This is a genomic window from Halomonas sp. A29 (assembly GCF_046723295.1).
Classification (GTDB): Bacteria; Pseudomonadota; Gammaproteobacteria; order Pseudomonadales; family Halomonadaceae; genus Halomonas.
Genome location: NZ_JAXQPR010000008.1, coordinates 1 through 14,241 on the forward strand (window position 1 = coordinate 1; position 14,241 = coordinate 14,241).

12 protein-coding genes and 1 pseudogene are annotated in these 14,241 nt (G+C 61.2%); 9 read left to right on the forward strand and 4 right to left on the reverse strand.

Features of this window, described 5'->3' with window-relative positions; all coding sequences use genetic code 11:
• The 3 genes and pseudogenes from SPH52_RS16100 to mtgA all read left to right on the forward strand — a co-directional run.
• A pseudogene (locus tag SPH52_RS16100) lies at positions 1–147 on the forward strand (S-(hydroxymethyl)glutathione dehydrogenase); the annotation flags it as partial.
• Between the two features lie 96 nt (positions 148–243).
• Positions 244–1,098 carry an S-formylglutathione hydrolase gene (fghA, locus tag SPH52_RS16105; protein WP_411796066.1) on the forward strand — a complete coding sequence of 285 codons (855 nt, stop codon included), beginning with the start codon at positions 244–246 and terminating at the stop codon, positions 1,096–1,098.
• A gap of 24 nt (positions 1,099–1,122) precedes the next feature.
• The gene (gene mtgA, locus SPH52_RS16110; protein ID WP_411796067.1) at positions 1,123–1,836 is read left to right on the forward strand and encodes a monofunctional biosynthetic peptidoglycan transglycosylase; all 714 of its coding nucleotides are present in this window, start codon (positions 1,123–1,125) and stop codon (positions 1,834–1,836) included.
• Between the two features lie 26 nt (positions 1,837–1,862).
• Here the strand turns inward: mtgA and SPH52_RS16115 are convergent, their stop codons facing one another.
• A complete protein-coding gene (locus SPH52_RS16115; protein ID WP_411796068.1) occupies positions 1,863–2,777 on the reverse strand; it encodes a DMT family transporter in 915 nt (304 codons plus the stop codon).
• A 214-nt stretch (positions 2,778–2,991) separates the two neighbouring features.
• Here SPH52_RS16115 and SPH52_RS16120 point away from each other — a divergent pair, with 214 nt between their 5' ends.
• From SPH52_RS16120 to SPH52_RS16130, 3 genes are all read left to right on the forward strand, one after another.
• Complete coding sequence (locus SPH52_RS16120) at positions 2,992–3,384, forward strand: DUF4168 domain-containing protein (RefSeq protein WP_411796069.1); 393 nt, start codon at positions 2,992–2,994, stop codon at positions 3,382–3,384.
• 134 nt (positions 3,385–3,518) lie between these two features.
• Entirely contained in the window at positions 3,519–5,432 is a 1,914-nt protein-coding gene (locus tag SPH52_RS16125; protein ID WP_411796070.1) for a DUF294 nucleotidyltransferase-like domain-containing protein, read from the forward strand.
• Positions 5,433–5,435: 3 nt separating this feature from the next.
• Complete coding sequence (locus SPH52_RS16130; protein ID WP_411796071.1) at positions 5,436–6,161, forward strand: 3'-5' exonuclease; 726 nt, start codon at positions 5,436–5,438, stop codon at positions 6,159–6,161.
• A 59-nt stretch (positions 6,162–6,220) separates the two neighbouring features.
• On the opposite strand, the gene SPH52_RS16135 is transcribed toward SPH52_RS16130, so the two are convergent.
• The 3 genes from SPH52_RS16135 to SPH52_RS16145 all read right to left on the reverse strand — a co-directional run bounded on the left by SPH52_RS16135 (position 6,221) and on the right by SPH52_RS16145 (position 10,119).
• Positions 6,221–8,005 carry a putative bifunctional diguanylate cyclase/phosphodiesterase gene (locus SPH52_RS16135; RefSeq protein ID WP_411796072.1) on the reverse strand — a complete coding sequence of 595 codons (1,785 nt, stop codon included), beginning with the start codon at positions 8,003–8,005 and terminating at the stop codon, positions 6,221–6,223.
• Between the two features lie 239 nt (positions 8,006–8,244).
• Positions 8,245–9,924, reverse strand: a complete 1,680-nt coding sequence (locus SPH52_RS16140; protein ID WP_411796073.1) for a BCCT family transporter — start codon at positions 9,922–9,924, stop codon at positions 8,245–8,247.
• Between the two features lie 30 nt (positions 9,925–9,954).
• The gene (locus SPH52_RS16145) at positions 9,955–10,119 is read right to left on the reverse strand and encodes a hypothetical protein (RefSeq protein WP_411796074.1); all 165 of its coding nucleotides are present in this window, start codon (positions 10,117–10,119) and stop codon (positions 9,955–9,957) included.
• 437 nt (positions 10,120–10,556) lie between these two features.
• Between SPH52_RS16145 and SPH52_RS16150 the strand changes: the two genes are divergently transcribed.
• The 3 genes from SPH52_RS16150 (at position 10,557) to SPH52_RS16160 (ending at position 14,238) form a co-directional block, all read left to right on the forward strand.
• A complete protein-coding gene (locus SPH52_RS16150) occupies positions 10,557–11,705 on the forward strand; it encodes an ABC transporter ATP-binding protein (protein WP_411796075.1) in 1,149 nt (382 codons plus the stop codon).
• 156 nt (positions 11,706–11,861) lie between these two features.
• Positions 11,862–12,908 carry an extracellular solute-binding protein gene (locus SPH52_RS16155; protein ID WP_411796076.1) on the forward strand — a complete coding sequence of 349 codons (1,047 nt, stop codon included), beginning with the start codon at positions 11,862–11,864 and terminating at the stop codon, positions 12,906–12,908.
• A gap of 79 nt (positions 12,909–12,987) precedes the next feature.
• Complete coding sequence (locus SPH52_RS16160) at positions 12,988–14,238, forward strand: ABC transporter permease (protein ID WP_411796077.1); 1,251 nt, start codon at positions 12,988–12,990, stop codon at positions 14,236–14,238.
• Positions 14,239–14,241: the final 3 nt, after the last annotated feature.

Here is a 14,241-nt window from a genome sequence, read left to right on the forward strand (position 1 = left end):
GAGCTGCCGGGCTATGTGCAGCGCTACATGGATGGCGAGATCAAGATCGACGAGTTCATCACCCATGAGATGCCGTTCGAGAAGATCAACGAGGCCTTCGAGCTGCTGCACGAGGGCAAGAGCATTCGTACCGTGTTGAGGTTTTGATACGCACCGCTATTTAATTACGCCCGAAGCCGCGTGGGGCGCGATGAGCCCGGTACGCGCCTAGAATGGTGCGGGTGACCGTTAGGAGACCGACCCATGACCATGACCGAGAACCTCGAGCCGATATCGAGCAACAAGAGTTTCGGTGGCTGGCACAAGCGTTACCGGCACCGCTCGCGGGCGCTGGATTGCGAAATGGAATTCGCCATCTATCTGCCGCCACAGGCGGAGACCGAGCGTGTGCCTCTGCTGTGGTGGCTGTCGGGGCTGACCTGCACCGACGAAAATTTCATGCAGAAGGCGGGGGCGCACCGCGTGGCTGCGGAGCTCGGCGTGGCCATCGTCTGCCCCGACACCAGCCCGCGCGGTACCGACCTGCCGGGCGAGCACGATAGCTACGACTTCGGCTCGGGGGCGGGCTTCTACGTCAATGCTTCCCAGGAGCCCTGGAAGCAGCACTACCGCATGTACGACTACGTGGCCGAGGAGCTACCCTCGGTGGTGCGCCAGCATTTTCCGGTCAATGGTCGGGAGGCGATCAGCGGCCATTCGATGGGTGGCCATGGGGCACTGATCCTGGCGTTGCGGCGCCCCGGGCATTACCGTTCGGTGTCGGCCTTCTCGCCGATCGTCAATCCCACCCAGTGCCCCTGGGGCCGCAAGGCCTTCCGCGAGTACCTGGGCGACGATCCCGGCGCCTGGACACAGTACGATGCCTGCGAGCTGGTGGCCAAGGGGGCTTCCACTCAGCATCTGTTCGTCGATCAGGGCGAGGCCGATCAGTTCCTGGAGGAACAACTCAAGCCGGAACGACTCGAGGCTGTATGCGAAGAGCATGATCACCCCCTGACGCTGCGTCGTCAGCCGGGGTATGATCATAGCTATTTCTTCATCGCTACCTTCATCGAGGATCATCTGCGCTACCATGCCGAGCATCTCTACAAGCCTTGAGCCAGCTACCCGTCAGGGTGGTACATGATTCGCGTCTGGCTACACCGTGTGCTCCGCTGGGCGGCCCTTGTCGGGGCCGCCTTCGTCGTACTATCCATAGCTATGGTGATGCTGCTGCGACACGTGCCCACCTATGGCTCCATGGTGATGCTGGAGCGCAAGGTGGAGGCCTGGATGGGCGGAGAAAACTTGTCCATTCAGCATCAGTGGCGCCCCTGGGAGGAGCTTTCCGACCACGCCAAGCTGGCGGTGATCGCTGCCGAGGATCAACGCTTCGCCGTTCACCGCGGCTTCGATGTTGACGAGATGCGCCGCGCCTGGGAGGCAAGTCGCAACGGAGGGCGCCTGCGCGGGGCCAGCACCATCAGCCAGCAGACCGCCAAGAACCTTTTCCTGTGGACGGGCCGCAGTTGGGTACGTAAGGGATTCGAAGCCTGGTTCACTGTGCTGATCGAGGCGCTTTGGCCGAAGCAGCGTATTCTCGAGGTCTACCTCAATATCGTGGAATGGGACCATGGCGTGTTCGGCCTGGAAGCTGCCGGCCAGCACTATTTCGGGGTTCCCGCCGATCGCCTGAGTGATGTACACGCCAGCCGCCTGGCGGCGATCCTGCCCAACCCCAGAGCCTGGGATGCCAGCAGGCCGGGGCCTCACGTGGAACGCCGCAGCCAGTGGATTCGCCAGCAGATGCGCAACCTCGGGGGGGCGGGCTATCTCGAGCGGCTGGCGGCCGATTGAGCCTTGCTGCCTCTACATGCCTGGACCTACCGGCGGGCCTGTCCTCGCGCCGCGAGAACCACACCCACGATGGTGACAGCCATGCCGACCAGTGCCACCAGAGGCAGGCGTTCATCGAACAGCCACCAAGCCTGTAACGCCGTGACCGGTGGCACCAGGTAGAAGAGGCTGGCCACGCGCGAGGCTTCGCCGCGCCGGATCAGAGCCATCAGCAGCAGGATGGCGGCAATGGAGAGCACCAGTACCAGCCAGCCCAGGGTCAGCACGAAGGTAGTGGTCCACTCGATGTGCCGTTCCTCGACCAGCAGGGCCCCGAGGCCGAGCAGAACGCTGGCGGAGAGATACTGCACCACCGTGCCCGAGAGTAGCGGCATGCCAGTGCAGAAGCGCTTCTGGTAGAGCGTTCCCAGGGTAATGCCTGCCAGCGCGACGATAACGCAAGCCAACGCCCCGATGCCGAAGCCCTGGAACAGCGCGGTACCCGGATCGAGCTTGCTGCCCAGGACCATAGCGATGCCGGCCAGCCCCAGGGCGAGCCCCAGCCATTGAATGACATTGATGCGCTCCCCCAGCAACGGGCCTGCCAGCGTCGCCGTCAGCAGCGGCTGCAGGCCAACCAGCAGAGCCGTAAGACCTGCCGGCATGCCCAGATAGATGCCGTAGAATACACCGCCCAGATAGGCCGCGTGCACCAGCAGGCCCGATACGGCGATATGCCCTCTCAGCCGCCAGCTTGCCGGCCAGGCGCTTCCCATCATCTTCAACAAGGGGAGCAGCAGGGCGAGGGTCAGCACGAAACGGACGAACAGGAAGGTAAAAGGCTCGGCATGAGGCAAGCCGAACTTGGCGCCGATGAATCCGGTACTCCACAGGGCCACGAACAGCACCGGCATACTACCCAGAAGTGCGGCATCGAGGCGAGAGTTGGCGGATGTGGTCATTAAAAAGAAGGTCCTTGTACACAGACAATTGAGCTGATGACGATACTTGGTCGGCGGAGCGTAAGAAAGCTAGCAGGTTAACTTTTTATCGAAGCGTTTCACTATGGAATGAATGGCCAATACAATATTACGTTTTGTAACATAAAAAACTGAACTCCCTTCGTTCCTCTTCGTCAGACTCCATACATTCACAGCAACACCCTCGGAGGTATCCATGCAACGGATGACTGCACTGTTCTCGGCCGCCCTGCTCACTGCTGGGCTGATGACCGCACAGGCGCACGCTCAGCAAGACCCTGCCCAGGACCCGGCAGCCGGCCAACCGCAGGCGCAAGCACCGGCGCAGGATTTCAGCGATGATCAGCTTCAGCAGTTTGCCGACGCCTCCCAGGACATCGCCGTGATCTCGCAAGAGTACACCGAACGCCTGCATGCTGCTGAAGACGAGCAGACCCAGCAGGAAGTTCGCATGGAGGCCAACGACAGGATGGTCGAAGTGGTCGAGGAGAATGGCCTCGACGTGGATACCTTCAACGCCATTGGTCATGCTATCCAGCAGGATCCGGAGCTGATGCAGCGCGTGCAGCAGATGGCCGAGCAGTCGTAAACCGACCGTCGCTCCATCGAAGCAAGAAAGGCCACCTGCGGGTGGCCTTTCTTGTGTCGCGAGCCGGTGGGACTTTACCCACTGGTCGAGGGTACGATGGGTGCAAGGCATCGCCAGCGGGAGCCAGACAGGACATGGACGCGGAACTACTCGAGATTCGGCAGCACATGGGGCGCTTCCCTCCCTTCGATGTTCTCGACGACGAGCTGCTGGACAACGTAGCCGGGCAGGTCGAAGTCAGCTATTTCAAGGCCGGCTCCGACATTCTCCAGCTCGACCAGGAGCTCCACGAGCTGTGCTATATCCGCAGTGGGGCGGTAGAGATCCGGCGGCGTACGGGTGACCTCTACGATCGCCTGGGCGAAGGCGACATCTTTGGCCATTTCAGCCTGCTGCGAAACAACCGGGTACGCTTTCCGGCCCGCGCCCTGGAAGACACCCTGATCTACTACATCCCCGAAGCGATCTTCATGCGCTTGTGCGAGGCTGACGACCATTTCGCCGACTTCGTTGAGCTGGAGCGTCCGCGGCTGGAAGCGGCGGTGGAGGAGCATAAGAAAGCCAACGACATGATGATCACCCGGGTGCGCAAACTGGTCACGCGTTACCCGGTGATGGTCGAAGCCCGGGCTTCGGTACAGGAGGCGGCACGCCAGATCACCGACGCTCAGGCCTCGGCGGCGCTGATTCTCGACGAGCCGAACGACGATCCACGGTATACCTTCACCGATAGCGAGGATCGCCCCTGGCGTCTACGTGGCATCCTGACCGACAGTGATTTCCGCACCCGTATCGTGGCCGAGGGGCTGTCTCCCGATACGCCCGTGGGTGAACTGGCAGGCGGGCGGGTAATCACCATTCAATCGGACGAGTCGGTCCACGAAGCCATGCTGTGCATGCTGCGCAACAACATTCACCATTTGCCGGTGCTGTATCGGCGCCGCCCGGTGGGCATCGTCCATCTTTCCGACATCATCCGCTACGAGACCCACAGCAGCCTGTACCTGGTCAGCAACATCTTCCATCAGTCCAGTATCGAAGGGTTGGCTCGGCTGGCGCCCGACGTGCGCGCCGCCTTCATACGCATGGTGGAGGAGGGAGCCAATTCGCAGATGGTCGGCAGCGCGCTGTCGACCATCGGTCGCAGCTTCGTGAGGCGTCTGCTGGAGCTAGCCGAGGAAGCGCTGGGGCCGCCGCCGGTAGCGTATTGCTTCATGGTCAATGGTTCCATGGCACGCAACGAGCAAACCATCGTCACCGACCAGGACAATGCTCTGGTGCTTGCCGACGATTTCGAGCCGGCCCTTCACGATGCCTATTTCGCCGCCCTGGCGCAGTTCGTCAGCGATGGCCTGGCCGCCTGTGGCTATGCCTATTGCAAGGGCGCGGTGATGGCGACCAATCCCCAATGGCGCCAGCCCCTGGCGGTATGGAAGCGTTATTTTACCGAGTGGATAGAATCACCTACGCCGGAGCGGCTGCTGCACTGCTCGATCTTCTTCGATCTCGACAGTGCCTATGGCGAGGAAGCCTACGTCGAGCAGTTGCAGGACCTGATTGCCCAAAAGGCACCCAACAGTCCTCGTTTCCTGGCTGCTGTGGCGCGCAACGCGTTGAACCGTACACCACCGCTGGGCTTCTTTCGTACCTTCGTGATGGAGAAGGACGGCAAGCACAATAATTCGATCAACCTCAAGCGTCGAGGTACGGCTCCTCTGGTCGATCTGATTCGTGTGCATGCACTGGCCTGTGGTTCGCGGGGCCAGAACAGCTTCGAGCGCCTGGATGACATTGCCGCCACACAGCTGCTGGCCCCCGGTGTGGGCGACAAGCTGCGCTATGCCATGGAGCTGCTCTCCATGGTGCGGATCCGCCATCAGGTCCTCGACCTGCAGCAAGAACATGAGCCCGACAACAACATCGAGCCGGAGAATGTCGCCGACAGCGAGCGTCACCACTTGAAGGATGCCTTCCAGGTCCTGAGTCACGCCCAGAAATTCCTCAAGTATCGCTATCCGATGCCTGTGCGCACTGGCCGAGGGCGCTGAGCCATGTTGTCCCATCGTCTGGCTACGCCTTCGCGAGACCTGGAGTGGTCGGACTACCTGCAGCGACGGGCGGCCGAAGCGCAAGATCCATTGCTCAAGGCGTTTTTCGCGGCAGGCTGTCCAGACCCTGACATGCCGATCGGCGAAGCCTCGCTGGTGGCTCTGGATCTGGAAACCACCGGTCTCGACGTGCAGCGACATGCCATCGTCAGCATCGGCCTGGTTCCCTTCAACCTGAAGCGAATCTCCCTGGCCAAGCGGCGCTATTGGGTTGTGCAGCCCAGCAGGCCGCTGTCCGAAGGCTCGATAGCCTATCATCACATCACACACTCGGAGGTGGCCAAGGCGCCCGACCTGGAGGAGATCCTGCCCGAACTGCTCGAGGCACTGGCGGGCCGGCTCGCGGTGGTGCATTTCCGCCACATCGAGCGACCTTTTCTCAATGAGGGGGTCAAGGCGCGACTGGGGGAAGGGCTACGCTTTCCGATGATCGATACCATGTCGTTGGAAGCGCGGCTCTACAGGCTTTCGCTGTGGTCGCGGCTGAGGCGCTGGATGCGGCGCCCGCCGGTTTCGATACGTCTGGGTGACAGCCGGCGCCGCTATGGCCTGCCCGATTATCAAGGGCATCACGCCTTGGTCGATGCGCTGGCAACGGCGGAACTGTTCCAGGCCCAGGTAGCGAAGTACTACGGGCCCACACTTCCCGTCAGTGCGTTATGGACCTAGCTACCATCCCGCGTCGATTTTTCATGCGTTGCCTGGTGGTTCGCGGGTCTGGCTCATGCTCAGAGCCAGAGTTCGGCGAAGGTATCGCCATCCACGGGGCGGCCGTAGTGGAAGCCCTGGACGCCGGTGCAACCCAGTGCGCGCAAGGCCTCGGCCTGCTCGGCGGCCTCGACGCCCTCGGCCACCGTCAGCATGCCCAGGGTTTCGGCCATGGCAATGATGGTCGAGACGATGGCATGGTCGTGGCTGCTCTTGAGCATATCCTGAACGAAGGACATGTCGATCTTCAGGGTATCGGCGGCGAAACGCTTGAGATAGGAAAGCGATGAATAGCCCGTGCCGAAGTCGTCGATCGCCAGGCTGAAGCCGGCCTTGCACAAGGCCCGAGTGATGCGCACCGTCTGCTCGGGGTTGCGCATCAAGCCGCTTTCGGTGAGTTCCAGCCCCAGCTTGCCTGGAGGAATACGTGTAGCGATACGCTGAATGTGCTCGGCCAGGCGGGGGTCATCCATCTGCTGGGCCGAGACGTTGACGCTCAGACGCCCGGGAAACGGCTTGCCTTGACGCTCCCAGGTCATGAGCTGCTGACAAGCGGCTTCCAGCACCCATTCGCCCAAGGTGCAGATGAGACCCTGCTCTTCCGCCAAGTGGATGAAGGTGGCGGGGCTGACGTGCCCCAGGATGTCGTCGTGCCAGCGGCACAGGGCTTCCGCGCCGGTCAGCTGGCCCGTCTTGAGGCTGAACTGAGGCTGGAAGGCGAGCGATAGCTTGCCCTTGGCCAAGGCTTCGCTGAAGCGTAATTGCAGCAGCTCGTATTGGTGAAGTTCGTCCGCCATGGTGGCGGTGAAGAAGCGGGTGCGGCTACTGTCCTGCTTGGCATGGTTGAGCGCGATACTGGCATGCTGGAACAACGATTGGGCATTGTCGGCATCGCGGGGAAACAGCGCAGCACCAACGCTGGCGGAAATTGAAAAGCTGCGCTCTGACAGCTGGATCGGCGCGGTGAGGCTATTTCGATAACGCTCGATGGCATGAGCCATGGCTGCCGGTCGGGTATCGGTGAGCAATACCATGAACTCATCGCCTCCCAGTCGGGCGACGAACTCCCCGGGCTCGGCCTGGGCGCCGAAGCGACCGGCGATTTCGGCCAGCATGAGGTCGCCAAGCTCGTGCCCCTGGGTATCGTTGATCTGACGGAAGCGCTGCAGGTCGAGGTAGAGCAACCCCAGGGAGTTGCCGCGTAAACGGGCCTGCTCGCAAGCTTCTTCCAGCCGTTCCATGAAGTAGCGCCGGTTGGGCAGTCCCGTGACGCTGTCCCAGTAGATGAGCTGCTGGATACGGTAGTCGCTGCTGCGTCGCTTCTCTTCTTCTGCCCGCCGAGCCATCTCGGCACCTGCCTGGGCCGCGGCGATGCGCAACACTTCCGGAGCGTAGGCGGCCAGCTCGAGGGGGCGGCTGGAGAGCACCGCGAGAAGCCCGACGAGGTGCCCTTGCGGCGCGCGTAGCGGAATGCCTATATAGCTTTCGACCCCCAGATCCTGAAGCATCGTGTCGTCTGGGAAGCGTTGGCAAACGCCATCGGGAAATTCGCAGATTTCGTCATTCAGCACGTGCTCGCATGGCGTGCCTGCCAGCGTGTAGACCGTGGTGGGCTGCAATGCGCCTCGTGACCAGAAAGCGACTGTGCGGATGGAGGCCTCATCGGAAAGCAGTTTGCCGATGAGCACATGCTCCCCATCGAGTATCGTGGATATGCGCTCGACCAAATGATCGAACGCCTGGGGAGTGCCGGCCTTGCCCAAGCCATCGGCGAGCAGACGAAAGGCGTCTTCGGGGGCCATCATGGGCGTAGAACGGCTCCTTAGGCATAGTTGTAATGATCTATTGGGAATATGCCCGAAGCGCCAGCGTGTTGCTAGTGGTCGTTAGCTTCATGAAACACTTGACGAATGGGATTTTTTTAGTACTTGGGGGAAGCTTCGATCAGCGGGGCCGTGCCCGAGGCTACGACTTCGGGCCAGCCTGAGAAGAGAGCCTGAGAGCGGCAGGCGACCCAATGGGCCACCTGCCCTGAATCATGGCATCAGGCCCGCGGTTCGCTCATCAATCCTTTGATGATGGCATAGCAGCCAACCAACAGCACCAGGGTGAAGGGCAGTCCCGTCGAGACGGCCATTGCCTGGAGGGCGGCAAGGCCACCACCCAGCAGCAGGGCGATGGCGATGACGCCTTCGAGGATTGCCCAGAATACCCGCTGCGGCTTGGGTGCATCGACCTTGCCACCAGCAGTGATGGTGTCGATCACCAGCGAACCGGAATCCGACGAGGTGATGAAGAACACTACCACCAGCACGATCCCCACGAACGAGGTGATGGCGGTGAGTGGCAGTTCGCCGAGCATCACGAACAGCTGCAGCTCGAGGGCCGCGTCGCGCACGCCTTCGAATCCGGTACCCGCCAATTGGTCGATGGCGGTACCGCCGAAGGCGGTCATCCACAGCACCGAGACCAGCGAAGGCACCAGCAGCACGGCGACCAGGAATTCGCGTACGCTGCGCCCCCGGCTGACACGCGCAATGAACATCCCGACGAAGGGTGACCAGGAGATCCACCAGGCCCAGTAAAAGGCGGTCCAGCCTTGGGTGAAGTTGGCATCCTCACGGCCGAAGGGGTTCGACAGCGCCGGCAGGTTGACCACGTAGGCCCCCAGGTTCTGGAAAAAGCCGGTCAGGATCAGCAGGGTCGGCCCCACCAGGATGACGAACAGCAGCAGCAGTACGGCCAGGCCCATGTTGATCTCGGAAAGCCGGCGCACGCCCTTGTCCACCCCGGCCAGGATCGACAAGATGGCCACGGCGGTGATGCCCAGAATCAATAGCACCATGGTGGCGTCCGTCTCGGGCACGCCGAACAGGAAGCCGAGGCCGGCCGAAGCCTGCGAGGCACCGAGGCCCAACGAAGTAGCGAGGCCGAACAGGGTGGCAAACACTGCCAGGATGTCGATGATGTGCCCGGGCCAGCCCCAGACGCGCTCACCCAGCAGCGGGTAGAAGATGGAGCGCATGGTCAGCGGCAGACCCTTGTTGAACGAGAAGATGGCCAGCGCCAGGGCCACTACGGCATAAATCGCCCAAGGGTGCAGCCCCCAGTGGTAGATGGTGGCGGCCATGCCCAGGCTGGCCGCGGCCGCTGGATCGTCCGCGGCGGCGCCGAGCGGAGCCCAGTCGGTGCGCACGCCATCCTCGACGGTAGTGCCACCCAAGGCCGCACCGAAGTGCGACATCGGCTCCGATACGCCGTAGAACATCAGGCCGATGCCCATGCCGGCGGCAAACAGCATGGCAAACCAACCGGTGTAGCTGAAATCCGGCTTGGCATGCATGCCGCCGATGCGCACCTTGCCCAACGGCGATACGATCAGCACCAGACACAGCACCACGAAAATGTTCCCGGCAAGCAGGAAGAACCAGGCCAGGTTGCCGGTAAGCCAATTACGCAAGGCAGTGAACAGTGGCTCCACTTCGGCCTGCAGGGCAAGGGTGATTACCACGAAGAACACTGTGACCAGTGCCGAGATGGTAAATACCTTGCCGTGCAGGTCGATGCTGAAGCCGAGCTTGTCGGTAGCCAGGTTGTCCTGGCCGATGACGTAGTCGGTATCTATCAGATTGGCCGGTCCTTCCGGCGCCGGTACGCCTTCCGAGGGCTCTGTCTCCCTGATGCGATCGTCGTGAGAATGGTTATCCACGTTACGCTCTCCCATTGAAACGTCGAGGGTGGTGGCGAGGGGCTGCTACTTCTGCGGTGTTCTAACCATGCTGCTCGGGGCAGAGGAGGTCACTCCGACATAGCAGACCTCGGCCCGGTAGTGCCGAGCCAGATCGGCTACTGTTTGCAGGGAGGGCTCGAGCATTGCCAGATGGGCAAGGTCGAGCGGGACCATGATCTTGCTATACATATTCGTGCTCTCCTGGTTTACGTGATGTCGGCTGTCCGACGAGACGTACGCGGGTGCACGTTTATAGGAACGTTACACTATGGCAGTGTGGCGGCTTTGGCGCGTGATGCCAGTCCTGGGACCGACGTCCAAGAGCGTGACTGCACTCGTATGTGAACGAAAGATTGTACGCGAATGGGCCGGCGCTGCCGAGCCGGGCCCATGACAGTGCTGTCGTCGCTTTGGCGGTAACGTAAGGATTCTTTTGGGTAACGTTGAGTTACCCGATATCCCGGTTTCTGTCTCAGTTGTTGTTCAACGCTATTTGGACCCTGTGGGGATTGCGGTCACTGTCCGGAAAGGAATAGGGTCATGGTATTCCGATAAGAACAAGGCCCAGCCAGCTTGCACGAATGCGTCACCCTTTACTTTCGGCTGGCCATGAGTGGGAACCCTGCATGAACGTAAGCCTGCAACAAGAACGTAACGATAACGCACGGGAAGCCGGTCACAACGAGACGGATAGGCATTTCGTCCGTTTCCTCAACGTGCAGAAGAGCTATGATGGGGTCGAGCTGGTCGTTAAGGGCTTCAATCTCGATATCCGTCGTGGCGAATTCGTCACTCTGCTGGGTCCTTCCGGGTCGGGCAAGACCACCTGCCTGATGATGATGGCGGGCTTCGAGACCCCTACCCATGGGCAGATTCTGCTCAAGGGTAACCCGATCAACGACTTGCCCCCGCACAAGCGGGGCATCGGCATGGTCTTCCAGAATTACGCCCTCTTTCCCCATATGTCGGTCGCCGAGAACCTCGCCTTCCCCCTCGAAGTTCGTCACCTGTCAAAAGCCGAGACCAAGCGCAAGGTCCAGCGTGCGCTGGCCATGGTGCGCCTCGAGAATTTCGGCGATCGGCGGCCGGCGCAACTGTCCGGGGGGCAGCAGCAGCGTGTGGCCCTGGCCCGGGCACTGGTGTTCGAGCCCGAATTGGTGCTGATGGACGAACCCTTGGGGGCGCTCGACAAGAATCTGCGTGAGGAGATGCAGTACGAGATCAAGCGCATCCATGCCGATCTGGGTGTCACCATGATCTACGTGACCCATGACCAAACCGAAGCGTTGACCATGTCCGATCGCATCGCCGTGTTCAACGATGGCGTGGTGCAGCAGCTTGCTACGCCCGAAACGCTCTACGAAGCGCCCGAGAATGCGTTCGTTGCCAATTTCATCGGTGAGAACAATCGGCTCTATGGCGAAGTGACCGAAACGATCGGGGACCGGTGCCAGGTTCGCCTCGACAGCGGGGAGACGGTATTGGCCAAGGCCGTTGCTGCGGGCGGTATCGGCGCGCGTACGACGCTTTCTCTGCGTCCGGAGCGTGTCGACATCATGCTGGATGAAGCCGGTGAGGCTTTCGATAACCGATTCCGGGCCGAAGTGAAGGAGGTGATCTACCTGGGCGATCACCTGCGTACCCGAGTCAGCGTTTGCGGTAACGATGAGTTCATTCTCAAGACACCCAATGCGAAGGGATACGCTTCGCTGAGGCCAGGCCAGTCGGTCGATGTCGGCTGGTCCAGTAGCGACTGTCGGGCCCTGGATGCCTGATGCGCTCCAACGTGTGGCGATGCCACCCCTGTGGCAATAAGTACAACGGCAATAAGTACAACAAGAGTGGAGATCGAGATGAAGAAAGACAACAAGAAGCAAGCAGGGAAACCAGTGCTTAAGCTGATGACATGTGCCGTTGCGGGAGCTTCGGTCATGGGTCTGGCAGGCATGGCGCAGGCCCAGCAGACACTCAATATTGTCTCCTGGGGCGGCGCTTACACCATGAGTCAGCAGAGGGCTTACCATGAGCCCTGGATGGAACAGACCGGCGATCAGATCATCAACATCGACCGCAGCGGCAATGCCCTGGCCGGGTTGCGCGCGCAGTCGCAGGCGGGCAACGTGACCTGGGATCTGGTGGACATGTTGCCGGCCGACGCCATGATCGCCTGCGCCGAAGGCTTGATCGAGCCGCTGGACCACGACGAGCTGTTGGCGCCTGCACCTGACGGTACGCCAGCGAGCGAGGACTTCGTCGACGGTGCCTTGGGCGAATGCTTCGTCGCCTCGATCGTCTACTCCAACATCGTTGCCTTCAACACCGAGATGTTCCCGGAGGACAACCAGCCGAGCACCATTCACGATGTGTTCGATCTGGAGAATTTCCCCGGTAAGCGCACCCTGCTACGCAAGCCGATCAACAATCTCGAGTGGGCTCTGGTCGCCGACGGCGTGGCTCCTGAAGACGTCTACGACGTGCTCGAGACCGAAGAGGGCATTCAGCGCGCCTTCGCCAAGCTCGACACCATCAAGCACGAGGTGATCTGGTGGGAGGAGGGTGCCCAGCCGCCGCAGCTGCTCGCCGACAAGGAGGTGGCCTTCGGCTCCGCCTACAATGGCCGTATCTTCGATGCCATGGTCAGTGAGAACCAGCCCTTCGAGATCATCTGGGATGCCCAGGTGTTCGAGCTGGATGGCTGGGTGGTACCCGTCGGCAAGCTCGACAAGGTGAAGGACTACATTCACTTCGCCACCGACACCCAGCGCCTCGCCGACCAGGCCCAGTACATCTCCTACGGCCCGGCTCGCTACTCCTCCTCGGACATGGTTTCGGTGCATGCGGAAACCGGTATCGACATGATGCCGCACATGCCGACCTTCCCACCCAACTTCGCCACTGCCATCCAGAAGGACGACGAGTTCTGGGCTGACTACAACGACGAGCTGACCCAGCGCTTCGACGCCTGGCTGGCGCAGTAAGCCGTGTCCCCCACCCGGCCCTTGGCCGGGTGGGGCTGTCGACTCTATTTTCGCCACGTCGTTTCCTGGAGGGGCCTGAGTGTCCGAATCTGTCGCTTCCCCTTTGACTACTGCCGACGGTGTGCCGCTCAAGGTCAGCTTGCGCCGCGCCGTGCGGCGCTCGAAGGCCAAAGCCTTCCTGCTGGTATTGCCACTGTTGCTGTTCCTGGGCATCGCCTTCGTCATGCCGATCGTAGAAATGCTGTGGCGCAGCGTCGACAATCCCGAAGTTTCCACCCAATTGTCGCGTACCGTCGCCGCTCTGGAAGGCTGGGACAGCGTCGCGTTACCTGATGAGCCGGTCTTCGCCGCGCTGGTAGAGGACCTGCGTGAAGGGCAGGCCGCGCGCAATCTGGGGCTCTTGTCGAGCCGCCTGAACTACGAGAAATCGGGCATGCGCTCGGCGATCAACCGTACGGCGCGCCAATTGCCCGTGGAACCGCCCTATCGTGAAGCTTTGATCGAAATCAATGCCACCTGGGGAGAGCTCGATACCTGGAAGTTGATCGAGCGTGAGGCATCGCCCTATACGCTCACCTACTATCTGGCGGCAGTGGATCGACAGCTTACGCCGACGGGGGAGATCGTCCGGGTGCCCGACCACCTCAAGGTGCACGTTTCGCTGTTCTGGCGCACTTTCTGGATGAGTGCAGTGATCACCGGTCTGACTCTGTTGCTCGGTTACCCAGTCGCCTTCCTGCTTGCCAGTTTGCCGCTGCGCCATTCGAACCTGTTGATGATCCTGGTGCTACTGCCGTTCTGGACATCGCTGCTGGTGCGTACCACCACCTGGATCGCCATCCTGCAGTCCCAGGGAGTACTCAACGACATGATGGTTGCCATTGGCGTGATTGCCGACGAGGCGCGCTGGCAAATGATCCACAATAAGACCGGCACCATCATAGCCATGACCCATATCCTGCTGCCGTTCATGATTCTGCCGCTCTATTCGGTGATGAAGACCATTCCACCGAGCTATATGCGTGCGGCCCGCTCTCTGGGTGGCAAACCCTTCCTGAGCTTTCGGCGGGTCTACTTCCCGCTGACCGTTCCGGGCATTGCTGCCGGGGGCATTCTGGTCTTCATCCTGTCGATCGGATACTACATCACGCCGGCACTGGTGGGCGGGCAGTCAGGGCGCTTCATCACCAACTACATCGCTTACCACATGCAGACCTCGTTGAACTGGGGGCTGGCTGCAGCCATTGCCTCGATCCTGCTGTTCGTGGTGATCGTCTTCTACATGGTCTTCAATCGCCTGATCGGCGTCGACAAGGTCAAGCTGGGGTAATCC